Here is a 24,829-nt window from a genome sequence, read left to right on the forward strand (position 1 = left end):
GGCCCTCGCGCCGCCCCGCCCCGCCCCCTCCCGCACGACTTCCCTCGACTTCCCTTCACCCAGAGGAGACCCATCACCATGGCAGGCTTCGACGTCAACGCGGCCCGCGCCCAGCGCCAGGAGGCCCTCGGCCGCTCCTGGTCCTTCCAGCTGGACGAGGAGACGTACACCCTTCCCACCGAGCTCAGCCGGGCCGCGGCCAAGGGGCTGCGCAAGCTCGACGACAACGACGTGGACGGTCTGCTGCGGCTCCTCCTGGGCGAGCAGCAGTTCGAGCGCTTCGAGCAGCACGACATCACGATGCAGGACATCGCCGCGATCCTCGAGGCGTACGGCAAGGAGACGGGGCTCGGCCTGGGGGAAGGCTGAGCCTCGTCGAGTTCGTCGACGAACACGCCGAGGCCCTCGAAGCGGATCTGCTCCGCTATTACGGCAAGGACCTCCTGGACTGGCACCGCGGGGAGCTCTCCTCGCGGCGCCTCCAGGTCCTGCTCAAGCACCTGCCGCGGGACAGTTCCGTCAACAGGGAGCTGTTCGGCGAGGCCGCCGACTGGTCGGTGACCGACCATCTGCTGGCGGCGACCGTGGATCACCTGGCGGCCGCCAACTGGATGTTCGCCTGCGTCAACGCGGCGGAGGACGACGATCCGCCGGAGGCTCCGGAGCCGGTGCCCCGGCCGGACGGCAAGCCGTACGGAAGCGCCGACGCGGAGTCGGACCCGCAGTCGGGTCCGGCCTCCGGCCAGGGCCCGGCCGAGGCCGTCTCCGCCGAGACGCTGGTCCGCTTCTTCGGCTGAAGGAGCGGGCCGGCGGCCCGGTCAGCGGCCGTTCTGGGGGGACTCGGGCCGGCCCGCGCCGACCCGGGTCTCCATGTCCTGTGCCAGGGCGCGGGCGCGGTCGGCCAGGCTGGGCGCTCCCTGTGCGCCCTGTGTGCCCTGTGTGCCCTGTGTGCCCTGTTCATCCGGCTCGCCCGGCTCGCCCGCCGCTCCCGGCCCGTCCGCCGGAAGCTCGACGGGGGTTCCCTGCGGGCGGGGCTGTACGGGGATGGAGCCGAGCGGCGGCACGATGGGCCGGCCGTTGCGGCGTACGACCTTCCGGCCGGCCGGAGCCGCGCGCCGCTCGCGCGCAAGGGGCCGGGCGGGCGGCGGCGGGGCGGGTTCCGCGGACCCTCCCGGGCCCGCCGGTTCCTGCGGTGCCTGTGGCTCCCGTGGCTCCTGCGCCGGCTGCGCTTGCCGCGGGTCCTCGGGCTCGCCTTCGTGCGGGCGCGGCTGCCCGGCCGCCGGGTCCGTCTCCGGGTCCGCGTCCGCGGCCTGCCCGTGGACGGGCTCGGTCCGCCGGTCCAGGATCTCCTGGGCCCGGCGCATCCGGTCCTCGGTCTCCACGACCAGGGGCGAGGGTTCGAGCAGCGTGGCGAACGGCAGCCGGATCACCTTGGCGCCCCGGCCCTCGCCGGACGTGCGCCGGGCGGCCGGGTCGGCGCCGCGGCCACCGCCGCCGGCGGCATAGGCGTCGGCGACCCGCTTCTCGTACTCGCGCCGGATCCGGGGCAGTTCCTCGGACATCGCCTCGGCCCATCCGGCGGTGAAGGCGGCCGTCTCGCGGCGGTCGATCTCGGACCTCGGAATCAGCACGAGATCCTCGGGAGCGTAGCCCGCCGCGTGAACGAGTTCGGACAGCCTGGCGAACAGATGGGGCAGGTCAGGGGCCATTTCGAGCCAGTCGATGGCATGGTCACGCCTTCTGGCGCCCGCTTCCCTGTCCATGCGTCAGCACTGCCTTCCCGCCCCCGGGCTCCCCTCACGCCCCGCGCGATCCGCGTTGTCCCGGGCGGGGGAACAGTGATCCAGCGTACCCGGTGGTCCGGAAACACCCCGTTCCGGCGCCGACCCGTCCCAGGTGACGGACTCCGGCAGGTCCCGGGACTCGCCGACGTGGCTTTCCAGCTCGACAAACGCCGAACAGATGTTCCAGACTCTGTTCGCACACTCGTTCGACAACCATCGGTGCCCCCGCTCCTGATCCGCGGCGCCACCACACAGCAAGGGCAAGCAACTGGAAGGCAGGCGTTCATGACCCAGCAGGCCGAGGGCTCACCGCAGATCACTCTCCACGACCGCCTCAGCCAGCTCCTGGACGCACCCGCCCCCCTCGACAAGAGGGCCCTGCTCGGCTCCCTCTACGCCGAGATCACCAGCCGCGAGACCCGCGCGTACGCGGCCGGCTGGAACGACGCCCTCGCCGAGTCGCGGCGCCCCGCGCACTAGCTCCTGCCCTTCGTACGACCGAGCCCCTGCCGATGTTCCACGCGGCGGGGGTTTTCGGCGTTTGGCCGTGACGGCCGGAAGCGGAGACACCCATGCCAGACCCCACCACACAAGAACTCCAGGCGGACATCAAGGCAGTGAAGGACCTGGTGGCTCCGTTCAAGGAGTACGCCATGCACGGCGCTCCGAGCCACCTGGTCACCGAGAAGGCCCTGACGGATCAGTTCGCGCCCGTCATCAAGGACATCAAGGACATCCATCAGGAGGTCGTGAACCCCCTCGCGGTCGAGTTGCTGCAGCAGTTGCGTCTGGACACCCTCGCCGCCGCGCTGAAGAAGAGCCCCTTCTTCGAGAACAACGAGGCCTGGTGGGCGTACGCCCTCACGGCCGCCGCCGGAATCTTCGTCACCCTGGCCGCCGGCGCCCTCCTGCTGCGCCTCGGCGCCTGGATCACCACCAAGCTCCCGACCTTCTTCACCGGCGGGGCCGGCGGGGGCGGAGGGCTGACCGCGGCCCAGGTGGAGGAGCTGCGCGCGAAGCTCGAAGCGACGAACCCGCTCCTGCGCACCTACGCCGACCAGGTCAGGCGGCTCCCCCGGGCCAAGGAGCTGACCGCCCGGGCGACGGCCGTGGGCAAGCTCAACAACGCCGTGGCAGCCCAGGACAACACCGCGGTCACCGAGGCAGCCGACGCCATCAAGAGCCTCAAGTCCGCCCTCAGGAACTTCGACCCCAAGAAGCTCCCCCGGGACCACGCGGCGCTGACGAGGACCGCCACCGCGATCGGGAAGCTCGACACGGCCATCCGCGCGCTGAACGTCCAGATGGTCAGGGACGCGACCTCCGCCTTCCTGCGCCTCAAGATCATCCTCAGGGACCTCAAGCCCTCCGACATCCCCAAGTCGGCCGACATGAGGTCGAGCGCCCGGGCCGCCCGCACCCTCACCAGCGCCACCCGCAGCCTCACCGGCGCCCTCACCCCCCTGGGCCCCGCGCTGCGGGGTGTCATCTCGTCGGCCCAGACCACCGCCGCCGCCCTCGGCTGATCCCCGTCCCACCGAAAGGAGGTGAGCCATGACCCTCGCCAGTTCCACGAAGAAGGCCTCGGACGCCCTGCGCCATCTCAAGACGCAGGCATCCGGCGCCGCGGCCCCCGTCAAGCGGGTCGGCGACGCCGGCAGGAGTGCTTCCGGCCAGCTCAGAACGCTCCGTACGTCCGCCCAGGGCTCCACCGGCCAGCTCAAGAGCCTCAAGACCGCCGCCGACCAGGCCGAACGGTCCATGTCCAAGGCCGGGCAGACCGGTCAGCGCGCCGGCACCCAGCTGGGCAGGTTCAAGACCGGCGCCGACCGCGCCGCCTCGGGCCAGGACAAGCTCAACAAGTCCATGCGGGGCAACTTCCTCGCCCGCCTGCTCGAACTGTTCATGCCGCTCATCGAGAAGATCGTCGAAATGGCGATGCGCTCGAAGACCATGCAGACCGTGATCCGGACCGCGTTCAACGCCATCCGGACCGTGATCTCCACGGTCATCAAGGCCATCGGCCCGATCATCCGCAGCGCCGGCAACCTCATCAAGTCGGTGTGGAACAGCGTCAAGAGCGCCGTCATGCCGATCGTGCGTGCCATCGGCAGTGCCGTGCAGTCCGCCTTCAACGGCATCCGCTCGGTCATCAGCACCGTCATGAACGCCGTCCGCTCGGTCATCAGCAGCGTGTGGAACGGCATCAAGGCCGTCATCATGCCGGTGGTCAACTGGATCAAGTCGGCCATCCCGAACGCCTTCAACTCCGTCAAGAACGCGATGTCCAGCGCCTGGAACGGGCTCAAGGGCATCGCCTCCGGCGCGTTCGGGGCCATCCTCGGAGCGGTCCGGTCCCCCATCAACTCCGTCATCGGCCTGATCAACTCGATGATCGGCCGGATCAACCGGATCCGCGTCAGCGTCCCCGGCTGGGTCCCCTTCGTCGGCGGCAAGAGCTTCGGCGTCAGCCTGCCCACCATCCCCATGCTCGCCACCGGCGGTGTGGTCATGCCGCGCAGCGGCGGTGTCCCGGCGATCCTCGCCGAGGCCGGTGAGGCCGAGGCCGTCCTGCCGCTGTCCAAGCTCGACCGCCTGCTCGCCCGTACGGCCGCTCGCGCCCGGATGGCCTCCGCCGCCCCGGGCTCCGGCGAGGGCTCCGCCCTGCACATCGAGCACTATTACGCCGCCCAGAACACCGACCCGCAGCGCACCGCCGACGCGCTGATGTACCTGGCGAAGGCGCGCGGATGAGTGCGGCCGTCGTCGTGGTGAACCCCTTCGCCCGCCTCACGCGGTCGATGGGCAACGTCCGTACCCAGGCCGGCGCGGCCACGCGCAACGCCCGCGAGGTCACCTCGTCGCTGAAGCAGGCCGGCTCGGCGGTCGGGAAGGCCGCCACCGACACGGCATCGCTCGCGCCGGCGGCCGACCAGGCCGGCCGGGTGCTGGCCGGTCTGAAGACCCAGGCCGGTACGGCCGCCACGTCGGCGGCCAAGCTCACCCGGTCCGCGACCCGGGCGTCCACCGGCACCAAGCGGGTGGACTCCGGGGCCCGCGGGGTCGTGGCCTCGCTGCGGAGGCTGGGCGGGAAGACCGGCGGCGTCCTGGCCGTCATCGGCGGCCTGTTGCCGGCCATCGGGATCGTCTCCACGCTCATGAGCGCCTTCGGCATCGCCATGACCGTGGGCTCGGTCGTCATGACCGCCGTGAACGTCGCCATGCGGGCCAACCCGCTCGGCTTCGTGCTCGGCATCCTGATCCCGCTCGGCGCCTGGCTCATCGAGCTCGCCCTGAACTCCGAGACCGGACAGCGCCTCATCGAGCAGACCTTCACCGTCGTCCTCCAGGTGTTCGAGGGCTACCTGAAGTTCCTCATCCCGGTGCTGGCCACCGTCGCCACGATCGTGACCACGTACTTCAAGGGGTACTTCACGGTCGTCTCGTCGGTGGTCGGAGGTCTGCGCGGGGCCGTCAACGGCTTCTCCCAGACCGGCGGTTCCGCCCGCTCGGCCACCGGCGCGCTGCGCGGGATCGCCTCCGGCGCCTTCAACGCGATCATGGCCCCGATCCGCCCGGTGATCACCTTCCTGACCGGCACCCTCCCCGGCGCCTTCGCCCGGGTGAGCTCTTCCCTCGCCGGTTCCCTCGGCGGCATCGGCCGTTTCGTCACCACCGGCCTGCAAGCCGTGCTCGCCGTGGTCACCGGCCCGTTCAACGGCATGATCGCCTTCGCCAACTGGATCATCGACGGCCTGGAGGACCTCAGCTTCGAGATCCTCGGCAAGAAGTTCGGCGTCGATCTCGACAAGATCCCGATGCTCGCGGAGGGCGGCGTCGTCTGGCCGATGTCCATGGGCTCGGCCCCGCGGATCAACCCGGTCTCCGACCTCGACCACCGCCGCGTCGCACCCGCCGCCCCGCAGTCCCTGAACAAGGGCCCCCACCGCATACGGGAGTACCGGGAGCCGGCCGGCGCGGGCCCCCGATCGACCGCCGAGGACCTGCTCTTCCTCGCCGCCGCCCACGCATGACACGGGGGTGTCCAGCACCCCCCATCCCTGAGAGCGAGGTGACGGCCCGCCATGGCCGAGACCACCACGACCACCTACACCGCCGACCACGCACCCGGCTCACTCATCACCCAGGACGGGCAGATGCAGTGGGCCGGACTGCTCATGGGGCCCGGCACCCCGTTCACCGTCGACAAGGCGGGACTGACCGGCTGGGAGGACCTGCCCGAGTTCGACAGCTCCGACGCCGAACGCCCCACCGGGCACGGCTCCTGGCCCGGCGCCCGCTACGCCAAGCCCCGCAAGGTCGGCGGCACCGTGTGGATGCTGCCCGAGCGCGGCGCCTCGCTGGCCACCGTCCGCCTCCTGCGCCAGGCGATGACCCTGGGCGACGAGGAGCGCTGGCTGGCCGTACGGCTGCACGGCGAGGTCCTCGCCGTACGCGCCCGGATCACCCAGCGGGTACTGCCCGCGGACCGGGTGTACGCCACCCAGGGCGCGGCCAAGGCCTCCGTCCAGTGGACCGCCACGGATCCGCGCCGGTACCTGACCGGCGAGCAGAGCGCCATCGTCGCGGCCCCGGAGCCGGAAAGCGGCCTGACCTGGCCGCTGGTGTGGCCGCTCGACTGGGGCCGGGCCGCCAAGACCGGCGACGCCGGGGCCGAGAACACCGGCTCCGCCCCCACCCACCCGGTGATCACCTTCCGCGGCCCGTGCGGCACCCCGTCGGTGACCGAGCGGACCACCCGCCGCCGCCTGCGCTACGCCATCGACCTGACGGCCGGTGACGAGCTGGTGGTCGACACGGCGGCCGGCACGGTCACCCTCAACGGCACCGCGTCCCGCCGCCACACGGCCACCGCGGACAGCAGCCCCGAGGAGCTGTTCGCCTTCGGGCCGGGCGTCGCCGAGCTGTCGTTCCGCCCGGACAGCGCGGAGGCGGGCGCGGAGATGTCCGTCCGCTGGCGCAGCGCGGAGTGGTAACCGGGCCCGGGCCCGCTGCCTTCGTCCGCCTTCCCGAAAGGAACCGATCATGACCGTCCGGGCAGCCTGGCTCACCCCCACCGGCCAGACCCGCGAGGACACCCGCATCACGCTGTCGGCCCTGCTCACCCCCAACGGGCAGAGCGACGCCAACATCCCCCTCAAGTCCCGGGGCGGCATCATCCCCGGCGGCCTGCTCCTCACCCCCGTCTCCGCCATGCAGTGCTCCATCGGCACCGGACGCGCCGTCATCCAGGGCAACACCAGCCCCGGCGCCTACCTGGTGGCCGTCACCGTGTCCGAGAACCTGACCCTGGCGGACGGCGATCCCCAGCTGGACCGGATCGACCTGATCGAACTGGTCGTACTGGACGACGCGTACGACGGCAGCGGCAAGACGGAGGCCCTGGTCCGGCTGGTCAAGGGCACCCCGGCGGCGGTCCCCGTGGCCCCGGCCACCCCCTCCGGCTCGGCCGTCCCGCTGTACTCGATCCGGGTCAAGGCCGGTGCCTCGGCGGGCAACGGCGGCATCAGCTGGGCCGAGGCCGTCACGAACCTGCGGTACGCGACGGTCGCCCTCGGCGGGATCGTCCCGAGCGACGGGTACAAGGGCGCGTACGTCGGCCAGTACCGCGACGCGGGCGGCAAGTTCCAGCGCTGGGACGGCACCACCTGGGTGTCGTACCCGCCGGACGTCGGCGGCATCGCCCCGGCGGGCAAGCTGACCGCGGGCACCTACACCGGCCAGTACCGGGACGGCGCCGGCGGCGTGCTCCAGCGCTGGGACGGCACGGTCTGGCAGTACGCGGAGGGCCGCACCGCGGTCCTCTTCAGCGCCTCGCAGACCGCCCTGCAGTCCATCCCCTCGTCCTCGTCGAGCGGCTGGTACGCGATCACCCTGCAGAGCGTCGACGTGGACGACCTGACCGGCTGGAACGGCAGCGACACCTACACCGTGCCGCGCACCGGCTGGTGGCGGGTGTCCGGGCAGGTCGTCTTCAGCGCCGACTCGACCACCGGCTCCCGCGGCGCCCGCCTGATGGTGGGCGGCTCCGGACTCCCGCGCGCCACCTGGCTCGTCGGCGCCGGCCCCGGCGCCACCTCCGTCGGCGGCCAGGCCCTGGTCAAGCTGACCGCCGGCCAGACCCTCCAGCTGCACGCCCACCAGAACAGCGGCGCCGCCGTCCGCACCCTCGGCGGCTCGGGCTACGCCTGCTCGCTCGCCGCCGAGTGGATCAGGTCCTGACCTTCACCCCTACCGGAAACGGAGTCAATCGATGAACGTGCGTGCCAGCTGGGTGGCCCAGACCGGCCAGACCCGCGAGGACACCCGCCTCACCCAGATCGGGGCCACCACCCCGATCGACCCGATCCGGGCCCGCTCGGGCATCCTGCCGGGCTCGTACAGCGGCCAGCACCGGGTCTCCGGCTTCTGGCTGGAGGGCAAGTCCGCCATGGCCGCCACCCTCTACAACGGCCGGGCCGCCATCCAGGGCCTGCACCCGCAGGGTGTCTACCCGGTGGCCATGATCGAGGATACCGTCCTCACCTTCGCCGACGGCGACGCCCAGGCCGGCCGCATCGACCTGGTCTGCCTGCGCATCTACGACGGCTCCTACGACTCGTCGAACAAGTGGCAGGCCACGGCCGAGGTCATCCAGGGCACCCCGGCCACCACCCCGGTCGCCCCGGCGCCCCCGCTGCTCTCCCTCCCGCTCTACCACGTCGCCGTCCCGGCCGGCACCAGCGCGGGCAAGGGCGGCATCAACTGGAGCAACGCCCTCACCGACCTCCGCGTCGCCACCGTGGCCCTGGGCGGGATCCTGCCGGTCATGGGCGAGATCGCCCCCGGCGCCTACCCCGGCCAGTACCAGGACTCGGGCGGCGCGCTCCAGCGCTGGGACGGCAGCGCCTGGGTCTCGTACCCGTCCGCGCTGGGCGGCATCGCCCCCAAGGGCACGCTGACGACCGCCAGTTACGTGGGCCAGTACCGCGACACCCCGCAGCGGGTGCTCCAGCGCTGGAACGGCACCGCCTGGCTGCCCGCCTTCCCGGCCCCGGTGTTCGTGCAGAGCCTCGACGCGGGCTCCACCACCTCGACCACCTACACCGAGACCCTGCAGGGCACCGCGGTCACCGCCGTGAAGACCACCTTCAACGCCCCGACCTCGGGACAGGTCCTGCTGCACTTCGGCGCCCGTACGACCAACGTCGCGAACAACAACGCGTACGGCTACACCAGCGTGCGCATCACCCAGGGCGCCACGGTCGTCTGGGAACCGGACGACGAACGCTCCGCCCTGCACCACGGCGACCGCGCCTCCTCGGTGTCGACCATGCTCCGGCTCGGCCCGCTGAACGGCGACGCGCCGTACACGGTGACGGTGATGCACCGCACCAGCACCGCGGGGGTGACGACCTACTTCGACAACATCTTCCTCCGCATCGACCACTTGTTCTGAGGTCCGGTCGCGCCCCTCCCCCTTCCGAGCACCTCACGAGGAGAAGTCCGTGAACATCCGATCCGCCTGGCTCCCGGTCACCGGCCAGACCCGCTCCGACACCCGCGTCGCCTCGCTCGGCGCCCTCACCCCCACCTCCCCGGTCGCCACCCGCTCGGGTGTCCTGCCCGGCTCCACCGACGGCAAGTGGCGGATCTCCGGTTTCACCGTGACCGGCTCCACCGCGATGGGCGCGACCGTGTACCCGGGCCGGGCCGTCATCCAGGGCACCGACTCCCAGGGCGCCTACCCGGTCGCGCTCACCCAGACCGCCGCCCTGACGTTCGCCGACGGGCACGCCCAGTACGGACGGATCGACCTGATCGTCATACGCGTCCGCGACGACGAGTACGACGCCACCGGCCGCACCGACGCCTCCGTCGAGGTCATCCAAGGCGCCCCGTCGGCGGCCCCGGTCCCCCCGGCGACGCCGCAGCTCTCCCTCCCGCTCTACACGGTCGCCGTCCCGGCCGGCACCAGCGCGGGCACGGGCGGCATCAACTGGAACACCGCCCTGACCGGCCTGCGCACGGCCACCGTCGCCATCGGCGGCATCGTTCCCGTCACCACCGACACCGCGATCGGCGCCTACCCGGGCCAGTACCGCGACTTCGGCAACGGGCTCCAGCGCTGGGACGGCACCGCGTGGCAGGCGTACCCGCCGCAGCCGGTCTGGCAGAACTGGACCCCGGCGTGGACCACGGCCACCGGCCTGGCCACACCGTCCTTCGGCAACGCCGTCGTCGAATGCCGCTACATCCGCAACGGCCCGACCGTGCACCTCAACTTCGCCATCACCTTCGGCACCACCAGCAGCGGCGGCACGAACCCGGCCACCACCGACAACTGGCGCTTCAGCCTCCCGGTCAAGGCGGCCTCGGCCTTCAAGTGCATCGGCTTCGCCGATCTCACCGCGACGACCCGCGAGCGCGCCGTGGCCCGCGTACGCCTCACCTCGCCCGACTTCTTCGAGCTGGAGATCAGCTCGGGCCAGCCCAGCGGCGACTCGATCCTCTACGCCGGCCTCGTCGACGCCCTCACCCCCTGGACCTGGGTCGCGGGCCACACCATCTTCGGCACGGCCACGTACGAGGCGGCCCAGTGACCACCGACACCCCCTACCGCGCGATCTTCTGCGATCTGCGCACCGACCGGACCATCGACATCCTGCCCCTGCGGGACGTCTCCATCGACGACTTCATCGGCAAGCCGGGCGCCCTGTCCGGCACCATCCCCGTGCCGGACTCCGCCATCGCCGCCCGCGTCGCACGGATCGAGGAAGGCCGCACCGCGGTCTACCTGGAGCGCGGCGGCGACCTGTGGTGGGGCGGGATCATCTGGACCAGCACCCTGCAGAGCACCGAGCGGGGCGTGGTCACCCTCTCCATCCAGGCCGCGACCTTCGACTCGTACGCGGCCAGGCGCCGGATCCGCGAGACCATCTCCCGCCCGGCGCCCGGCACCGAGCAGCTACAGCTCGTACGCGACCTGTGGGAGAAGCTCCAGTCCGCGCCGGGCGGCCGCATCGGCATCACCTACGGCACGGAGACGTCCACCCCCGCCCGGCTGCGCACGGCGTCCTGGCGGGACGGCGACGAGACCCTCTACTCCGAGGCGATCGAGTCGCTGGCCGCGGCGGAGAACGGCTTCGAGCACTACATCTCCGTCTTCCGCGACCCGGTCACCGGCTCCCGGACCCGCCAGCTGCGGCTCGGCAGCCCGCGCATCCACACGGGCGTCACCGATCTCGTACTGGACCGGCCCGGCACGATCCTCGCGTACTCCTTCCCCCGCGACGCCACGCGCGGCGGCACCACGGCCCGGGCCCGCGGCGCCTCCGTCAACACCAACCAGGCGGAGGAGTCGCGGCCGCTGGCCTCGGAGGAGCGGGTCGCCCAGGACCTGATCGACGGCGGCTGGCCGCGCATCGACCTGTCCTCGGACCACAACGAGGTCTCCGACAAGGCCGCCCTGGACTCGCTCGCCACCGCCGAGCTGGCCCAGGCCCGCGGCGCCGTGGTCATCCCCGCGATCACCATCCGGCTGGGCGGGGTCGTGCCCCCGACCCTGCTGGGCCGCACCGCCCGCATCCGCATCACCGACGAGTGGTTCCCGCAGGGCCTCGACGCCCGCTACCGGATCATCGGCGCCAAGGTCAGCCCGCCCGAGCGGGGCCGTCCGGACACCGCCGAGCTCTACCTTGAGGAGGTCTGATGCCCCAGCTGCCCGAGGACATCATCGACCGGCTGACCGCGATGGAGCGCCGGATCCAGCAGCTGTCCACCGCCGTCAACACGCGCCCGGCGCTGAACACCGTCTCCGGTGGCGAGGTCCGGATCGCCGACGGCGGCTCGCTGTCCGTGGTGGAGCCCGCCGGCACCAAGATCCTCGGCGTCGGTGCCTGGTCCCCGACCGAGTACGGCATGGAGATCAAACGGCAGAGCGGCAAGACCGTCCTGAGCGTCCGCAACGTCGTCGGCGGCACCTACGACCAGGCGCTGCGCGTGTTCGACGCCCACAACGACGAGATCCTCTCGGACGACGTGGTCACCGGTGGCCTGGCCCGCCCCTGGCTGGCCATGCTGCCCCCGCAGGACACCAGCACCACCCGCTGGCCGCAGACCAACGCGACCGGCTGGACCACCGTCGCCCGCTCGTTCAACCCGGTCTGGCAGCCCCGGATGCGGCTGCACTTCCTCACCGCGGCCGCTGCGGGCGTCACCGGTCAGGTCCGGGTCCTCGTCGACGGCACCCAGTGGGGCGACCCCGTCACCACACCGGCCGCCTTCGACCGCACGGCGCTGGTCACCGAGGACTTCGGGGCCCGTTTCGGCAGCCTGCTCAAGGTCGAGATCCAGGCCATGGTCACCGGCGGCACCGGGCTCGTCTACGCCCAGCCTCTGATGATGTACGGCACCCAAAGCTGAGGAGACTCCCATGAACACCGACCCGACCCAGCCCTGGGGCATCGCCATCGACTACGCGGGCCGCGCCACCGTCACCGAGGGCGGCCACACCGTCCTGGTCCGCGTCTACGACGCCGGCCTCGGCGGCAGCCTGGAACCGGACCCGGTCTCGGGCTACCCGGCCGTGTACGTGACCGCCCAGTTCACGGAGAACGGCGACCTCGGCGCCCAGCTCCGCGGCTTCGGCCAGGTGGTCCTGGACCCCTCGCCCACCGGCCCGGTCCTCCCCGACCCCACGGCCATCCCCACAGCGGTGGCCGCCGCCCTGACGGACTTCGACGCCCGAGCCGCCGCGTACGCCACCCTCTGCAGCAAGTTCGGCCCCACGCCGGCTTGAGGCCCTGGGCGAAGCCCAGGTCTTCCGCCTGCGCCCCGCCCTCCAGCCTTACCGCACCCAGTCCAGCCCCGCCGCACCCCATCCAGCCCCGCCGGCGTTTGAGGCGCGGGGCCCGCGGGGCCCCGGCAACGGCCCGCACCCGCCCGCCCAACCGCACCGCACCGCACCCCCACCCCACCCCATCGCCCCGCCCCGCCCCGCCCGCGAAAACACCCGCGGCCGGGGCTTTCCCATGCCCAAAGGAGCCTCCATGGCCACCCCCCTCACCGCCGACACCCTCCTCGCCGCCCTCAAAGCCGAAGGCGTGAACGTCGTCGAGTACCCCGGCTGGCGCACCCACAACCGCAACCACAAGGGCGCCTGGGGCCCGGTCAACGGCGTGATCGTGCACCACACCGTCAGCAGCGGCAGCGCCGAAAGCGTCGCCCTCTGCCACGACGGCTACGACGAACTCCCCGGCCCCCTCTGCCACGCGGTGATCGACAAGGCCGGCGTCGTCCACCTCATCGGCCACGGCCGCACCAACCACGCCGGCCTCGGCGACGGCGACGTCCTCGACGCCGTCACCGCCGAGACCACGCTCCCCGCCCCCCGCCGCAACGACACCGACGGCAACGCCCACTTCTACGGCTTCGAGTGCGTCAACCTGGGCGACGGCCGCGACCCCTGGCCGGAGGCCCAGCTCGGCGCCATCGAGCGCGCCTCCGCCGCCCTCTGCCGCGCCCACGGCTGGCAGGCCCCCTCCGTCATCGGTCACAAGGAGTGGACCGGCACCAAGGTCGACCCCCGCGGTTTCACCATGGAGTCGATGCGCGCCCGGATCGCGTCCCGCCTCGCGGGCTCCGCGGGCCGGGGCGGGTCCGCCCGGCCGGTCCCCGCCCCGGCGACCGGCGGCTCCGGCTACCAGCCGTTCCCCGGCGCCGGCTTCTTCACCTCCGCCCCGGACTCGCCGGTCATCACCGCCATGGGCCGCCGTCTGGTCGCCGAGGGCTGCTCGGCCTACTCCGTGGGCCCCGGCCCGCAGTGGTCTGAGGCCGACCGCCGCTCGTACGCCCGCTGGCAGCAGAAGCTCGGCTTCCGTCGCGCCGACGCCGACGGCTGGCCGGGCCGCACCTCCTGGGACGCCCTCAAGGTCCCGTACTCCGGCTGACCGCACCCGCCCACGCACACGCACCGCGCACACACGCACACACGCACACGCACCACGAAAGAAGGCCCACCATGTCCGATGCCGCGAAGCGCACCGCGCGCACCGTCGTCCAGACGGCCCTGGCCATAGCCGTCCTGCTGCCCGCCCTCGTCGACGCGTCCGGGATCCCCGCCACCCTCCCCTGGGTGGCCGGCGCCCTCGCCGCGGCCGGCGCCCTCGCCCGGGTGATGGCGGTACCCGGCGTCCAGGCGGTGCTGCCCGGCTGGCTGCGCACGGAATGGCCGTACGACGCCGACCGGGAACTCCTCGCCCTCGCCGTCCGCAACGACACCGCCACCGCCACCGGCGACCGCGAGGAGGACGACCGCGCATGACCGACCCCGACCCGCTCTCCGTCGCCGTGGAACTGGAGCGCCTGCGCGGCACCATGGAGGCCGGCTTCGCCCGCGTCGACGGTTCACTCGCACTGCTGGTGCAGCGCAGTGACCAGACGGACGCGCGCCTCGCCGACCACGAGGCCCGGCTGGACTCCCTGGAGCGCGCCCGCTGGCCCCTGGCCAGCGTGACCGCGCTCGCGGCGGTCTCCGCCGTCGCCGTCACGGCCTGGCAGATCACCGGCCAGTAGGCGCTCCCGCCGGGGCACGGGGGGGGCCGTCCCGCGGGGCGCCCCACCCCGGGGACCCCAAACTGCGGGTTGCCGTCGAATAGGAGGGAGCAGGAAACTGGGGGACGTGGTACCGGAACAGAACGCAATCGTGGATGCTCCCCCCCCCCCCCCCCCCCCCCCCCCCCCCCCCCCCCCCCCCCCCCCCACCCCCCACCCCCCCCCCCCCCCCCCCCCCCCTCCCCCCCCTCTTTCCCCCCCCCCCGCCACCGGAAGGGGTGAAGAGTCGTAACTTTCCCGTACGGTTCGCGTTCGAGCACGCTAGAAGTACGGTCTGAGACCCATGCGACCTAGGCGAAGGCCCCCTGGCGCGAGGTGCGGCGCGCGGCGGCCAGTACGGGGTCCAGTGCCGGGACCGCGGCCAGCAGGCGGCGGGTGTACGCGTGGGCCGGACGGTCGTAGACCTCGTCCACGGGGCCCTCCTCCACGATCTCGCCGGCCCGCATGACGGCCACCCGGTCACTGACCTGCCGGACCACCGCGAGGTCGTGCGCGATGAAGACCAGGGCGATGCCGAGCTCCCGCTGGAGCTCCGCCAGCAGGGCGGTGACCTGCGCCTGCGTGGTCACGTCGAGGGCGGAGACCGGCTCGTCGCAGACGATCAGCCGGGGGCGGGGCGCCAGGGCCCGGGCGATGCCGACCCGCTGGCGCTGGCCGCCGCTGAACTCGTGCGGGTAGCGGTCGTAGTGCCCCGGCTCCAGCCCGACGCGCAGCAGCAGTTCCCCGACCCGGGCCCGCACGGCCGCCTCGTCCCGCTCCCCGGCGGCGCGCAGCGGGTCGGCGATGGACTCGCCGATGGAACGGCGCGGGTTGAGGGAGGACACCGGGTCCTGGAACACCATCTGCACGCCGTCCGTGATCCCGACGGCCTCGGCGCCGTCCCGGCGCACCTGCCCGGAACCGGGCTCCAGCAGTCCGACGAGCATCCGCCCGAGCGTGCTCTTGCCGCTGCCGCTCTCCCCGACGATCCCCAGCGTCTCGCCGGCCCGCACGGCGAGCGACACCCCGTCCACGGCCACGACCCGCCGCTTCCCCCGCCCAAACTCCCGCCGCAGCCCGAACACTTCGACCACGGGCTCATCCATCCCCGCCGGCGATTGAGGCGCGGGTCCGGGCAGAGCCCGGGAGGCCCGCGGCCCGTCCAGCCTCGGCACCGCCGCCAGCAACGCCCGCGTGTACGGCTGCGCCGGTGCGGCCAGCACGGAAGCCACCGCCCCCCGCTCCACGGCGTGACCACCCCGCATGACCAGCAGCTCGTCCACGCTCTCCGCCGCCACCCCCACGTCGTGGGTGACCAGCAGCAGCCCGAGCCCCCGCTCCTCCCGCAGCCCGTGCAGCAGGTCCAGGATCTGCGCCTGGACGGTGACGTCCAGCGCGGTGGTCGGCTCGTCGGCGATCAGCAGCCGCGGCGCGCACGCCAGTGCCATCGCGATGAGGGCCCGCTGCCGCATGCCGCCGCTGAACTCGTGCGGCCGCGCGCGGGAGCGGCGTACCGCGTCCGGGATGCCGACCCGGTCCAGCACCTCGACGGCCCGCGCCCGCGCGGCCCGCCGGGAGACGTCCGCGTGGACCCGGTACACCTCGGCGATCTGGTCGCCGATGGCGTAGTACGGGTCGAGGGAGCTCAGCGGGTCCTGGAAGACCATGGCGGCGGTCCCGCCCCGCAGCCGGCGCAGCTCGGCGGGCGGGGCCGCGGCCACGTCGGTGCCGCCCACCCGGACGGTCCCGGTCAGCCGTGCGCCCGTACCGCGGTGCAGTCCCAGCAGGGCCGCGGCCACGGTGGACTTGCCGCTGCCGGATTCGCCGACGATGCCGAGGGCACGTCCCGCGTCCAGGGTGAAGGAGAGCGCGTCCACGGCCCGTACGTACTCCCCCGCGCCGCCGACCGGGAAGTCGACCACGAGGCCGTCGACCTCCACCAGTGGTTCCGTCATGCGAGGGTCACCCTTCGGTCCGCGGCGGCGTACAGCAGGTCGGCGATCGCGCCGGCGAGGACCACGGCCGTGCCGATGGCCAGGACGACGCCGACCACGACGGGCAGGTCCACGACCCGTACCCCGTCGATGAGGGTCTTGCCGAGTCCGGGGATCCCGAACAGCGACTCGGTCAGCACGGCGCCGCCGATCATCGTGCCGAAGTCCACGGCGCTGAGCGCGATCACGGGGGCCACGGCGCCGCGCACCGCGTGCCGGGTGACGACGGCCCGCTCCCCCACCCCGTAGGCGCGGAAGGTGCGGATGTGGTCCTCGGCGAGGGTCTCCAGGGTGGAACTGCGCGTGAGCCGGGCGTACTTGGCGCTTTCGAAGAGGCCGAGCGTCACCCACGGCAGGAGCAGGTTCCAGGCCCACTGCTCGGGGTCCTCGGTCAGCGGCACGTACGTCGGGAAGGGCAGCCACTGGAGGTAGGCGCAGACGCTCATGAGCAGGAGCAGGCCCAGGATGAAGACGGGGGTGCCGGTCCCGGCGAGCGTGAGGACGGTGAGGGCCCGTTCGGTGATGCCGCCGCGGCGCAGCGCGGACAGCAGTCCGGTGCCGACGCCGACCACCAGCCAGATCACCAGCGCGCCCAGCGCGAGGGAGAGGGTGGCGGGCAGCCGCTCCAGGATGAGCTCGGTGACCTGCTGGTCGTTCTGGTACGAGAATCCCAGGCAGGGCGCGTCGCAGTGCAGGACGAGCCCGGCGCCGCCGGAGTGGTCGCGGCCCGCCAGCAGCCCCTGGAGGAAGTGCAGGTACTGCGTGAGCGCCGATTCGTCGAGTCCGAGCTGTTCGCGCACCTGGGCGATCTGCGCCGGGTTGCAGCGTTCCCCGCAGGCGAGCCGGGCGGGGTCGCCGGGGGCGAGGTAGAAGAGGGCGTAGATGAGGACGGACAGGGTGAGCAGCACGAGCAGTGCGCCGCCGGTCCGTTTGAGCACGAAGAGGGTCACTGCTTGCGCTCCTTTCCGGTGCCGACCCGCAGGCGGGAGCCTTCGCGCGGGTCGAGGGCCGTGCGGACGGCGTCGCCGAGCACGGTGAAGGCGAGCACGGTGACGAAGAGCAGCCCGGCGGGGAGCAGGACGTAGGCGGGGTCGGCGCGGAACCAGGTCTGGGCGCTGGACAGCATCTGCCCCCAGGAGGGGGTGGGCGGTTTCACGCCGACGCCGAGGAAGGACAGCGAGGCCTCGGCCACCATGGCGGTGGGGACCTTGATCGCGGCGTAGGTGATGACGGGTGCGGCCAGCGAGGGCAGCAGTTCGCGGCGGGCGATCCGCAGGGTGCTGTTGCCGGAGAGCCGGGCGGCGTCCACGAAGTCCAGTCCGCGCAGGGCGAGGGTCTGGGCGCGCACCATCCGGGCGATGCCGCCCCAGTCGAGCAGTCCGATGATCAGGATCAGCAGCAGCGGCCGCGGGAAGTCGGGCGGGACCACGGCGGTGAGGGCGATGCCGAGCACCAGCATGGGCAGGGCGATCATCACGTCGGTGAACCGGCCGATGAGCTGTCCCACGAAGCGGTTGCCGAGGGCGGCGGTGAGCCCGGCGGCCACCCCGACGGCGGTCTGTACGGCGGTGGCGCCGAGGGCGACGAGCAGGGAGACCCGGGCGCCGTGGGCGAGCCGGGTGAACAGGTCGCGGCCGGTGCCCGGTTCGACGCCGAGCCAGTGGTCGGCGGAGATCCCGCCGAAGGAGCCGTACGGGACGCCGCCGCGCGCGGAGTCGACGAGGTCGTCGTGGTAGGCGTTCGGGTCCTGGCCGGTGAGCTGGGCGAGCAGGGGCGCGGTGAGGGCGACCAGGACGAGCAGGGCGAGGACGCCGGCGGCCGCGAGCGCCGCGGGGCGGCGCAGGCGCCGCCCGATCTGGCGGACGGTGCCCGCGCCCGGGGTGACGATCCCGGGCACGGGCACCGATCGTTCGGCGGTGACGGTCACTTGACGGAGACCTGCGAGATGTCGAGGACGCCCGTCCAGTCGCTGATCACGACGTTCTTGACGTCCTTGCCGACGAGCCGCTTGTAGACCGGGTGGAAGAGCGGCACGTCGAGGGCCTGCTCGCCGATCTTCTTGTCGAGGGCGCCCCAGCGCTTGCCGGCCGCCGCGAGGTCGGTCAGCTTGGCGATCTCGTCGATCTCGGCGTTGACGGCCGGGTCGTCGAGCTGCGCGTGGTTGTAGTTGGAGCCGTTGGCCACGATCTGCCGGCCGTCGAAGATCGGGGCGAGGAAGGGGCCGCCGGACGGCCAGTCGGCGCCCCAGCGGGAGAGGAAGAAGCCGGGGGTGTTCTTGGCGTCCCAGCGCTTCTCGTTGAAGGCGTTGTTCTCCAGTCCCTCCAGCTTGACGGTGATGCCGGCGGCGGCGAGCGACTGCTGGACGGCGGTGGCGACCTCGGGGCTGGTCTGGCGGTTCTGCGCGGTGGAGTGGGTCAGGGTGACGGTGACGCCGTCGGGGAAGCCCGCCTCCGCCAGCAGCTGCCTGGCCTTGGCCGGATCGCCGGTCTTGCCCGCGGGGAAGTGGTCGTACGGGGTGAAGCCGAAGGCCTCGCGCTCGGGCAGGAAGGTGGTGGCGGGCTCGGCGAGCGCGGATCCGCCGGCCGCGTTGATCACGCTGGTGCGGTTGATGGCGTAGGAGACGGCCTGGCGGACCTTCGGGTTGTCGAAGGGGGCCGCCTTCGGGTTGAAGGCGAGGTAGTTGACGTAGCCGAAGTGGCCGGTGCCGACGCGTCCCTCCAGCTCCTTGTTGCTGCCGATCTGCGCGAGTTCGGCGGGCCCGAGGTTGGTGTCGGTGGTGATGGCCGCCGCGTCGGGGCCGGAGCTGGTGGACAGGCGCTGGTTGATGACGGCGGAGTCCAGCCCGGAGCGGACGTCGATCTTGTCCGGGTAGGCCTTGCGCTCCTCGTCGGTCCTCTCGTCCCAGTGCTCGTTGCGCTCCAGGGTGAGGTGCTCGCCGTCGTTGTCGTTCTTGACGACCTTGTACGGGCCGGAGGAGACGGGGTGCTCCTCGTACGTGACCCCGGTGTCCTTGGCCTTGGGGACGGGCGCGAACTGCGTCTGGGTGGCGACGAAGGGGAACTCGCCCTCGGGCTTGCGCAGTTTGAAGACGATCGTCTTCGCGTCGGGCACGACGATCGAGTCGAGGCCCTTGCCGCCGTCCTTGTAGGGGCCCTCGTACGCCTCTCCGCCGACGAGCCAGTCGCGCAGGTAGGGGGCGCCGCCCGAGAGCTCGCCGGCGAAGGACCGCTCGATGCCGTACTTGATGTCGGCGGTGGTGATCGGGGTGCCGTCCTCGTACTTCAGCCCGTCCTTGAGCGTGTACGTCCACTCGGTCGCGTCGGCGTTGGGCTTGCCGGTGTCGGTGGCCAGGTCGGGGACGACCTTGGTGCCGGCCGCCCCGGCTTCGCGGTTGCGGGTGGTCAGCGTGCGGAAGACCAGCGAGGGAACGTTTCCGCCGCCGGAGGTGTAGAGGCGGGCCGGGTCAAAGTCGCTCTGCGGCTCGGAGTTGAGGACGGTCAGGGTGCCGCCTTTCTGCGGCGCACCCCCGGCGGCGCCCGGTTTGTCACCCGAACCGGCCTTGTCCGCGCTGTCCTTGGGCCCGCAGGCGGCGGCGCCCCCGGCCAGTACGAGGCTGACGGCGACCGCGGCCACGCGGCGCGATATGTGGGACGACTGACGCAACATCGGAGAAGGACCTCTCGGCGTGAGGGAGGAAAAGGAGGAGGAGGCCACGCCAGGGGCAGCGATCGGCGCCGGAAAGGGGTCACCGGTGAGAAAGGAGCCGCGCCTGCGGGCATGCGTACACCCGGGCGCGGCGAAATGCGGAAAGGGGTCGCGGCGCTTCAGGCGAGCGTCAGCGACAGAAGATGTCGGCCACGCTGTGCGCGGTCACACCAAGCAGCGCCAGCTCAATGGCGGCGCTCGCGGTCATGGTGTGGTGCTGCGACATGCGGAGAACCATCGCCGATGATCGGACGGATTGTCAACGCGGATTCCCGCCGGGGCGGCGGTCCGGGGCATCAACTACCGGGGTGCACCCATGGGTTGGCCTTGCACTGGATTCCGCCGATGTCGAGGGACTTCGTCTGCTGCTGCATGATCGGCGCGAGCGCGCCCGGGGTCTGGCAGTTCACGTGCCCGTGTCCGAGCCGGTGGCCGACCTCGTGGTTGATGAGCATCTGGCGGTAGGCGAACATCTGGTCCGGCCCGTAGGTCGTGGAGCCCTGCGCCCAGCGGAACGCGTTGATCATGACCCGGGAGGTCGACGCGGAGTCGCAGGAGACGTTGTCGACGGTGGTGTCGAGGTCGGACTTGGCGCACCAGACCCCGGTGGTCCCGGGGCTGGCCAGGGTGATCACGAAATCGGCCTCGCCGCCCGGCACCCGCTCGAAGGTCATCGCGCCCCCGTGGGCCCAGCTGCGCGGGTCGTTGAGGGTGCGCTGGACCGCCTCGGCGAACAGCTGCGGGTCCAGGCCCAGTCCCTGCTCGACGTCGACGCGGTAGCGCACGAGCTTGCCCTTGCCGGGGGCCTTGGCCACGCCGGGCACGGTGTCGAAGGTTCCGGGGCCGGTGAGCTTCGCGTCGATCGGCAGCTGCTGCGCCATCTGCTGTTCGTACGTCAGCTCCGGCGCGGGTGCGGCGGAGGGCGCCGCCGGCGCCGCTGCGGGGGCCTCGGGGGTGGGGCGGCCGTCCGAGCGGGAGGCGGCCGTGTCGGACCGGCCCTCGCCGGGGGCGGCGGCCGTCGGGGTCTTGGCGCCGTCACCGTCCGCGATCACCTGGCCGGCGACGACGACGGCGAGGACGGTGGTGACGGCCGCGGCGGCCATGCCGGTGTACGTACGGACCTTCTGGCCGCGGCTTGAGCCGGGCGGATCCTCGACGGGATCGACCGGTTTTCGCGGCCCGGGCACGCGGCGGTGCGAGCCCGTGGAGGTGAAGGGGTCGGGCTCCGACACGGGGGCCCGCACGGGGGCCTGGAACGGGGCCGGGGCCGGGACCGGGGCCGGCTGCTCCAGGACCACCTGCGGGAAGCCCACCGCGGGCGTGCCGAAGGCCGGGGTGTCGGAATCCAGGAGGGCCGCACCCGCCGCGGGGGCCGCCGGGGCCGCACCGCCGGTGGCGCGGCGGGGGCGCGGAACGCCGCGCCAGTCCCCGTACACGGAGTCGGGGCGGGCGCCCCAGGCGCCGCCGGGCTCGTACTGCTGGGGATGGCCCCCGGCCCGCGCGCCGGCGAACGGCGGGTCCTGGGCGACGTACCCCTGGTGGTTCACGGTGGGTTCGGGCCACTGCGAGTCGGCCGGTTCCTCGTACGGCCACGGCTCGTACCCCGCCTGCGGCGGGACGGGAGCGGGGGCCGGGGCAGGAGCCGGTGCCGGGCTCGGGCCCTTGCGACTATGTCGTCCCACGGTCCTCAGCCTCTGCCGTCTTCGGTATCTCGGTCGGTCTCGCCCTCGCCCGTGCCGGTGTCGCGCAGCAGCTCCCGGAAGGCGGCGGCGACCACCTCGGGGTACTCCATCATCGCCACGTGCCCGGCCTCGGGCAGGCTCAGCAGCCGCGAACCCCGGAAGGCCGCGGCGGCCTTGTGCGCCATACGGTACGAGACCAGCTGGTCCCGGCCACCGTAGACCAGCAGGGACGGCGCGAGAACCCGCTGTGCCTGGCGCCACAGTCCGTGCTGGCCGCCGAGGGTGTAGGCGTCGACGATGCCGCGCGAGGAGCGGGTCATCGCCTCCCAGAAGTACGGCAGGGCCATCCGCCGCTCCATCTCCTCCACGGCGTGGCGGAACCCCTCGGGTGTCACCCGGGAGGGGTCTCCGTAACAGAGGTCCGTCACCCCGCGGGTGCGCTGCTCGGCGCTGAGGCCCCGCGTCAACCGGCTGAAGAGCCCCGCCACCCCCGGTACGGCGAGCAGCGCGGTCGGCACGGCCGACTTCTGCACGCGCAGTTCGGGCAGGGCGGGCGAGACCAGCGTGAGGGTGCGCACGAGGTCGGGCCGGACGGCCGCGACCCGGGTGGAGACGGCGCCGCCCAGGGAGTTCCCGAACAGGTGGACCGGACCGCGCCCGGCGGCGTCGAGGTGCCGGATGACGGCGCGGGCGAACGCGGTGACGGAGTAGTCGCGGTCGGCGGGCGGCGGGGACCAGCCGAAGCCGGGCAGGTCCAGGGCCTCGCCGTCGACGGTGTCGGCCAGCTGCGCCATGAGGTCCGACCAGTTCTGCGAGGAACCGCCCAGTCCGTGCACGAACAGCGCGGGCGGCAGCCCCGCGCGCAGCGGCGGGCGCACCCGCACGGCCAGTTCCAGCCCGGGCAGCGCGGCGGTGCGCAGCTGCTCTCCCTCGGCCACCCGGACGGCCCCCACCAGGGAGGACAGCTCGGCGGTGGACCGTACGCCCGGCAGCTCGGTCGAAGACATGCGGGCAATGTTACGAGACGATCACGCTCCACTTCCTGTGTTCGCGGTCACAGACACAAGCGGATCCGGATCCGCATAGCGGTGCATCCGCGATCCTCCTAGGCTCATAGGTGAGAGCAAGGAAGGGAGGGGAGCGGCATGACTGTCGACCCAGCGGAGCCGGACACCTTCCGGGAGCAGTTTCCGGAAACCCTCGATCCCGAGGCGCCCGAGGCGGATGTGGCGGAGCAGCTGGCCGACCTGCGGCCGGACGAGGACGACCCGATGACCGGGGCGGAGGTGGGCGAGGCCGCGGACGGGGATGCTGCCGAGCAGGCGCGGGTGGTGCCGCTGGACGAGGACGACTACCGCTGACCGGCCTCCGACCGACCGCTGACCAGCGCCTCCGGGCCGTCCGTACCGCGAGAAAACTCGGCTTGAACCCTCCAGATTCGGTTACCGAAAAGTACGATGGCGGGCGCGGCGCAGAGCGCACTGTGTTCTTAGAGAAAGTGGGAGGCGGCGTGACAGCCATCGAGCAGACCGAGGCAGCGCGTCCGCGGGGCACGCGACTGCCGCGCCGAGCCCGACGCAACCAGCTCCTGGGCGCGGCCCAGGAGGTTTTCGTCGCGCAGGGTTACCACGCCGCGGCGATGGACGACATCGCCGAGCGTGCCGGAGTGAGCAAGCCGGTGCTGTACCAGCACTTTCCCGGCAAGCTCGACCTGTACCTGGCGCTGCTGGACCAGCACTGCGAGGCCCTGCTGCTGGCGGTGCGCACCGCGCTCGCGTCGACGACGGACAACAAGCTGCGCGTGGCCGCGACGATGGACGCGTACTTCGCGTACGTGGAGGAGGAGGGCGGCGCCTTCCGGCTGGTCTTCGAGTCCGACCTGACGAACGAGCCGGCGGTGCGCGAGCGTGTGGACCGCGTCTCGCTCCAGTGCGCCGAGGCCATCTGCGAGGTCATCGCCGAGGACACCGGCCTGTCCCGGGACGAGTCGATGCTGCTGGCCGTGGGCCTGGGCGGGGTCTCGCAGGTCGTGGCCCGCTACTGGCTGTCCAGCGAGAGCCCGGTGGCCCGTGACACGGCGGTCGGCCTGCTGACCTCGCTCGCCTGGCGCGGTATCGCGGGCTTCCCGCTGCACGGCGCCGAGCCGAGTCCCGAACTGGGCTGAGCCGAGGGGCCCCCGCCCGTACCTGCCGTTGTTCGCTGCCAGCATGTCCGTTCCGCGCGGTCCCCATCCCCTCACCGGGCTAATGTGGACCGCGTACGGCGCGGCTGATCGCGCGAACCGGATCGTCGGAGGGACAAAGCCGTGGAGGTCAAGATCGGCGTGCAGCACGCACCCCGGGAGATCGTGCTGGAGAGCGACCTGAGCGCCGAGGAGCTGGAGAGCATCGTCACCGCGGCGCTGTCCGGCAACGAGCCGCTGCTGAGCCTCACCGACAACAAGGGCCGCAAGGTCCTGGTGCCGTCCGACCGCCTGTCGTACGTCGACCTGGGTGAGCCGAGCGTGCGCAAGGTCGGCTTCGGCGCGCTCTGAGAACTGTCGCAAACGGCCCGGTGGTTGCTTCCACCGGGCCGTTTCCCTTTCTTCCGCTTCGGGTAGGACGGCAGTGACCCGGTTTGCCCTGACGTATGGGAGAGACCTCATGCTGCTGATGGAAGTGCTCGGCTCCGCTCTGCTGGGCCTCGCCCTGTCCGCAACAGCCGCCCGAGTGCTCGCACGCCGGCTGCCGTCCCCGAGAGTGGTGCTGGTCAGCGGTGTGCTGGGGGCGTTGTTCGGGGCGTATCTGACCCACTTCGCGCTGGGCCCCGGGCACAACACCCTGACCGCGACCTTCGTCGGCGGGGTGCTCGTGTCGGCAGTGGTCCTGTCCCTGCTGCTCCGTCCGGCCGCCGGGGCCCGCAGGCCCGCCCGCAGGACTCCGTTTTCACTCCCGTCGCAAGGCTGATCCCTGAGGGTCTCCTGACGGACGTACGTCGGCCCCGGGGGGGGGGGGGGGGGGGGGGGGGGGGGGGGGGGGGGGGGGGGGGGGGGGGGGGGGGGGGGGGGGGGGGGGGGGGGGGGGGGGGGGGA

The 24,829-nt window shown here is 72.7% G+C and carries 28 protein-coding genes; 20 read left to right on the plus strand and 8 right to left on the minus strand.

All coding sequences use genetic code 11. The features are described from left to right. Window positions 1-78 precede the first annotated feature (78 nt). Both ACZ4VT_RS13045 and ACZ4VT_RS13050 read left to right on the plus strand, forming a co-directional pair. The gene (locus ACZ4VT_RS13045) at window positions 79-369 is read left to right on the plus strand and encodes a hypothetical protein (RefSeq protein WP_351596947.1); all 291 of its coding nucleotides are present in this window, start codon (window positions 79-81) and stop codon (window positions 367-369) included. Between the two features lie 188 nt (window positions 370-557). Continuing rightward, the gene (locus ACZ4VT_RS13050) at window positions 558-797 is read left to right on the plus strand and encodes a hypothetical protein (RefSeq protein WP_467949047.1); all 240 of its coding nucleotides are present in this window, start codon (window positions 558-560) and stop codon (window positions 795-797) included. Window positions 798-818: 21 nt separating this feature from the next. Here ACZ4VT_RS13050 and ACZ4VT_RS13055 read toward each other — a convergent pair whose 3' ends face one another. After that, on the minus strand, window positions 819-1,763 hold the full coding sequence (locus tag ACZ4VT_RS13055; protein WP_467949048.1) for a hypothetical protein: 945 nt from the start codon (window positions 1,761-1,763) through the stop codon (window positions 819-821). Window positions 1,764-2,069: 306 nt separating this feature from the next. On the opposite strand from ACZ4VT_RS13055, the gene ACZ4VT_RS13060 reads away from it, so the two are divergent. The 14 genes from ACZ4VT_RS13060 to ACZ4VT_RS13125 all read left to right on the plus strand — a co-directional run bounded on the left by ACZ4VT_RS13060 (window position 2,070) and on the right by ACZ4VT_RS13125 (window position 14,360). Further along, complete coding sequence (locus ACZ4VT_RS13060) at window positions 2,070-2,264, plus strand: hypothetical protein (protein ID WP_384347880.1); 195 nt, start codon at window positions 2,070-2,072, stop codon at window positions 2,262-2,264. 92 nt (window positions 2,265-2,356) lie between these two features. Beyond that, complete coding sequence (locus tag ACZ4VT_RS13065; protein WP_467949049.1) at window positions 2,357-3,310, plus strand: hypothetical protein; 954 nt, start codon at window positions 2,357-2,359, stop codon at window positions 3,308-3,310. Window positions 3,311-3,338: 28 nt separating this feature from the next. Continuing rightward, complete coding sequence (locus ACZ4VT_RS13070) at window positions 3,339-4,538, plus strand: phage tail protein (protein ID WP_467949051.1); 1,200 nt, start codon at window positions 3,339-3,341, stop codon at window positions 4,536-4,538. Next, the gene (locus tag ACZ4VT_RS13075) at window positions 4,535-5,818 is read left to right on the plus strand and encodes a tape-measure protein (protein ID WP_467949053.1); all 1,284 of its coding nucleotides are present in this window, start codon (window positions 4,535-4,537) and stop codon (window positions 5,816-5,818) included. Before ACZ4VT_RS13070 ends, ACZ4VT_RS13075 begins: the two co-directional genes overlap by 4 nt. Before the next feature lie 51 nt (window positions 5,819-5,869). After that, a complete protein-coding gene (locus tag ACZ4VT_RS13080; protein WP_467949054.1) occupies window positions 5,870-6,781 on the plus strand; it encodes a phage distal tail protein in 912 nt (303 codons plus the stop codon). A gap of 49 nt (window positions 6,782-6,830) precedes the next feature. Continuing rightward, a complete protein-coding gene (locus tag ACZ4VT_RS13085) occupies window positions 6,831-8,027 on the plus strand; it encodes a hypothetical protein (protein WP_467949056.1) in 1,197 nt (398 codons plus the stop codon). A 31-nt stretch (window positions 8,028-8,058) separates the two neighbouring features. Beyond that, window positions 8,059-9,243, plus strand: coding sequence for a hypothetical protein (locus ACZ4VT_RS13090; RefSeq protein ID WP_467949058.1), 1,185 nt, complete (start codon window positions 8,059-8,061; stop codon window positions 9,241-9,243). 49 nt (window positions 9,244-9,292) lie between these two features. After that, a complete protein-coding gene (locus ACZ4VT_RS13095) occupies window positions 9,293-10,387 on the plus strand; it encodes a hypothetical protein (RefSeq protein ID WP_467949059.1) in 1,095 nt (364 codons plus the stop codon). Beyond that, window positions 10,384-11,496, plus strand: a complete 1,113-nt coding sequence (locus tag ACZ4VT_RS13100; protein WP_467949061.1) for a hypothetical protein — start codon at window positions 10,384-10,386, stop codon at window positions 11,494-11,496. Before ACZ4VT_RS13095 ends, ACZ4VT_RS13100 begins: the two co-directional genes overlap by 4 nt. Next, entirely contained in the window at window positions 11,496-12,209 is a 714-nt protein-coding gene (locus ACZ4VT_RS13105) for a hypothetical protein (protein ID WP_467949063.1), read from the plus strand. Before ACZ4VT_RS13100 ends, ACZ4VT_RS13105 begins: the two co-directional genes overlap by 1 nt. 10 nt (window positions 12,210-12,219) lie before the next feature. Beyond that, window positions 12,220-12,585: an ATP-binding protein gene (locus ACZ4VT_RS13110; RefSeq protein ID WP_467949065.1), complete on the plus strand. Its 366-nt coding sequence runs from the start codon at window positions 12,220-12,222 to the stop codon at window positions 12,583-12,585. A 250-nt stretch (window positions 12,586-12,835) separates the two neighbouring features. Then, entirely contained in the window at window positions 12,836-13,735 is a 900-nt protein-coding gene (locus ACZ4VT_RS13115) for a peptidoglycan-binding protein (protein WP_467949067.1), read from the plus strand. A 71-nt stretch (window positions 13,736-13,806) separates the two neighbouring features. Then, entirely contained in the window at window positions 13,807-14,109 is a 303-nt protein-coding gene (locus ACZ4VT_RS13120) for a hypothetical protein (RefSeq protein WP_467949069.1), read from the plus strand. Next, complete coding sequence (locus tag ACZ4VT_RS13125; RefSeq protein ID WP_351599075.1) at window positions 14,106-14,360, plus strand: hypothetical protein; 255 nt, start codon at window positions 14,106-14,108, stop codon at window positions 14,358-14,360. The genes ACZ4VT_RS13120 and ACZ4VT_RS13125 overlap by 4 nt, the downstream gene beginning before the upstream one ends. A 329-nt stretch (window positions 14,361-14,689) precedes the next feature. Here the strand turns inward: ACZ4VT_RS13125 and ACZ4VT_RS13130 are convergent, their stop codons facing one another. From ACZ4VT_RS13130 to ACZ4VT_RS13160, 7 genes are all read right to left on the minus strand, one after another. Further along, a complete protein-coding gene (locus tag ACZ4VT_RS13130; RefSeq protein WP_467949071.1) occupies window positions 14,690-16,333 on the minus strand; it encodes a dipeptide ABC transporter ATP-binding protein in 1,644 nt (547 codons plus the stop codon). Then, on the minus strand, window positions 16,330-17,322 hold the full coding sequence (locus tag ACZ4VT_RS13135; RefSeq protein WP_467949073.1) for an ABC transporter permease: 993 nt from the start codon (window positions 17,320-17,322) through the stop codon (window positions 16,330-16,332). Before ACZ4VT_RS13135 ends, ACZ4VT_RS13130 begins: the two co-directional genes overlap by 4 nt. Continuing rightward, window positions 17,319-18,299 carry an ABC transporter permease gene (locus ACZ4VT_RS13140; RefSeq protein ID WP_467949075.1) on the minus strand — a complete coding sequence of 327 codons (981 nt, stop codon included), beginning with the start codon at window positions 18,297-18,299 and terminating at the stop codon, window positions 17,319-17,321. The genes ACZ4VT_RS13135 and ACZ4VT_RS13140 overlap by 4 nt, the downstream gene beginning before the upstream one ends. After that, window positions 18,296-20,035 carry an ABC transporter substrate-binding protein gene (locus ACZ4VT_RS13145; protein ID WP_467949213.1) on the minus strand — a complete coding sequence of 580 codons (1,740 nt, stop codon included), beginning with the start codon at window positions 20,033-20,035 and terminating at the stop codon, window positions 18,296-18,298. The genes ACZ4VT_RS13140 and ACZ4VT_RS13145 overlap by 4 nt, the downstream gene beginning before the upstream one ends. A gap of 172 nt (window positions 20,036-20,207) precedes the next feature. Then, window positions 20,208-20,303, minus strand: coding sequence for an Ms4533A family Cys-rich leader peptide (locus tag ACZ4VT_RS13150; protein ID WP_319729120.1), 96 nt, complete (start codon window positions 20,301-20,303; stop codon window positions 20,208-20,210). A 70-nt stretch (window positions 20,304-20,373) separates the two neighbouring features. Further along, complete coding sequence (locus ACZ4VT_RS13155; RefSeq protein WP_467949077.1) at window positions 20,374-21,759, minus strand: DUF3152 domain-containing protein; 1,386 nt, start codon at window positions 21,757-21,759, stop codon at window positions 20,374-20,376. A 5-nt stretch (window positions 21,760-21,764) separates the two neighbouring features. Continuing rightward, the gene (locus tag ACZ4VT_RS13160; RefSeq protein ID WP_467949078.1) at window positions 21,765-22,766 is read right to left on the minus strand and encodes an alpha/beta fold hydrolase; all 1,002 of its coding nucleotides are present in this window, start codon (window positions 22,764-22,766) and stop codon (window positions 21,765-21,767) included. 138 nt (window positions 22,767-22,904) lie between these two features. Here ACZ4VT_RS13160 and ACZ4VT_RS13165 point away from each other — a divergent pair, with 138 nt between their 5' ends. From ACZ4VT_RS13165 to ACZ4VT_RS13180, 4 genes are all read left to right on the plus strand, one after another. Further along, on the plus strand, window positions 22,905-23,120 hold the full coding sequence (locus tag ACZ4VT_RS13165) for a hypothetical protein (protein WP_362797307.1): 216 nt from the start codon (window positions 22,905-22,907) through the stop codon (window positions 23,118-23,120). Between the two features lie 149 nt (window positions 23,121-23,269). Then, on the plus strand, window positions 23,270-23,923 hold the full coding sequence (locus ACZ4VT_RS13170; protein ID WP_362797309.1) for a TetR/AcrR family transcriptional regulator: 654 nt from the start codon (window positions 23,270-23,272) through the stop codon (window positions 23,921-23,923). A 141-nt stretch (window positions 23,924-24,064) separates the two neighbouring features. Beyond that, window positions 24,065-24,292 carry a DUF3107 domain-containing protein gene (locus tag ACZ4VT_RS13175; RefSeq protein WP_030709995.1) on the plus strand — a complete coding sequence of 76 codons (228 nt, stop codon included), beginning with the start codon at window positions 24,065-24,067 and terminating at the stop codon, window positions 24,290-24,292. Window positions 24,293-24,401: 109 nt separating this feature from the next. Further along, a complete protein-coding gene (locus tag ACZ4VT_RS13180) occupies window positions 24,402-24,704 on the plus strand; it encodes a hypothetical protein (protein ID WP_467949081.1) in 303 nt (100 codons plus the stop codon). The last annotated feature ends 125 nt before the right edge of the window (window positions 24,705-24,829 follow it).

This window comes from Streptomyces sp. NPDC029164, assembly GCF_055563995.1.

Coding starts and splice junctions, on each gene's coding strand:
- ACZ4VT_RS13045 (WP_351596947.1), top strand. CDS start 79: ATGGCAGGCTTCGACGTCAACGCGGCCCGCGCCCAGCGCCAGGAGGCC.
- ACZ4VT_RS13055 (WP_467949048.1), bottom strand. CDS start 1,763: ATGGACAGGGAAGCGGGCGCCAGAAGGCGTGACCATGCCATCGACTGG.
- ACZ4VT_RS13060 (WP_384347880.1), top strand. CDS start 2,070: ATGACCCAGCAGGCCGAGGGCTCACCGCAGATCACTCTCCACGACCGC.
- ACZ4VT_RS13065 (WP_467949049.1), top strand. CDS start 2,357: ATGCCAGACCCCACCACACAAGAACTCCAGGCGGACATCAAGGCAGTG.
- ACZ4VT_RS13070 (WP_467949051.1), top strand. CDS start 3,339: ATGACCCTCGCCAGTTCCACGAAGAAGGCCTCGGACGCCCTGCGCCAT.
- ACZ4VT_RS13075 (WP_467949053.1), top strand. CDS start 4,535: ATGAGTGCGGCCGTCGTCGTGGTGAACCCCTTCGCCCGCCTCACGCGG.
- ACZ4VT_RS13080 (WP_467949054.1), top strand. CDS start 5,870: ATGGCCGAGACCACCACGACCACCTACACCGCCGACCACGCACCCGGC.
- ACZ4VT_RS13085 (WP_467949056.1), top strand. CDS start 6,831: ATGACCGTCCGGGCAGCCTGGCTCACCCCCACCGGCCAGACCCGCGAG.
- ACZ4VT_RS13090 (WP_467949058.1), top strand. CDS start 8,059: ATGAACGTGCGTGCCAGCTGGGTGGCCCAGACCGGCCAGACCCGCGAG.
- ACZ4VT_RS13105 (WP_467949063.1), top strand. CDS start 11,496: ATGCCCCAGCTGCCCGAGGACATCATCGACCGGCTGACCGCGATGGAG.
- ACZ4VT_RS13110 (WP_467949065.1), top strand. CDS start 12,220: ATGAACACCGACCCGACCCAGCCCTGGGGCATCGCCATCGACTACGCG.
- ACZ4VT_RS13115 (WP_467949067.1), top strand. CDS start 12,836: ATGGCCACCCCCCTCACCGCCGACACCCTCCTCGCCGCCCTCAAAGCC.
- ACZ4VT_RS13120 (WP_467949069.1), top strand. CDS start 13,807: ATGTCCGATGCCGCGAAGCGCACCGCGCGCACCGTCGTCCAGACGGCC.
- ACZ4VT_RS13125 (WP_351599075.1), top strand. CDS start 14,106: ATGACCGACCCCGACCCGCTCTCCGTCGCCGTGGAACTGGAGCGCCTG.
- ACZ4VT_RS13130 (WP_467949071.1), bottom strand. CDS start 16,333: ATGACGGAACCACTGGTGGAGGTCGACGGCCTCGTGGTCGACTTCCCG.
- ACZ4VT_RS13150 (WP_319729120.1), bottom strand. CDS start 20,303: ATGTCGCAGCACCACACCATGACCGCGAGCGCCGCCATTGAGCTGGCG.
- ACZ4VT_RS13160 (WP_467949078.1), bottom strand. CDS start 22,766: ATGTCTTCGACCGAGCTGCCGGGCGTACGGTCCACCGCCGAGCTGTCC.
- ACZ4VT_RS13165 (WP_362797307.1), top strand. CDS start 22,905: ATGACTGTCGACCCAGCGGAGCCGGACACCTTCCGGGAGCAGTTTCCG.
- ACZ4VT_RS13180 (WP_467949081.1), top strand. CDS start 24,402: ATGCTGCTGATGGAAGTGCTCGGCTCCGCTCTGCTGGGCCTCGCCCTG.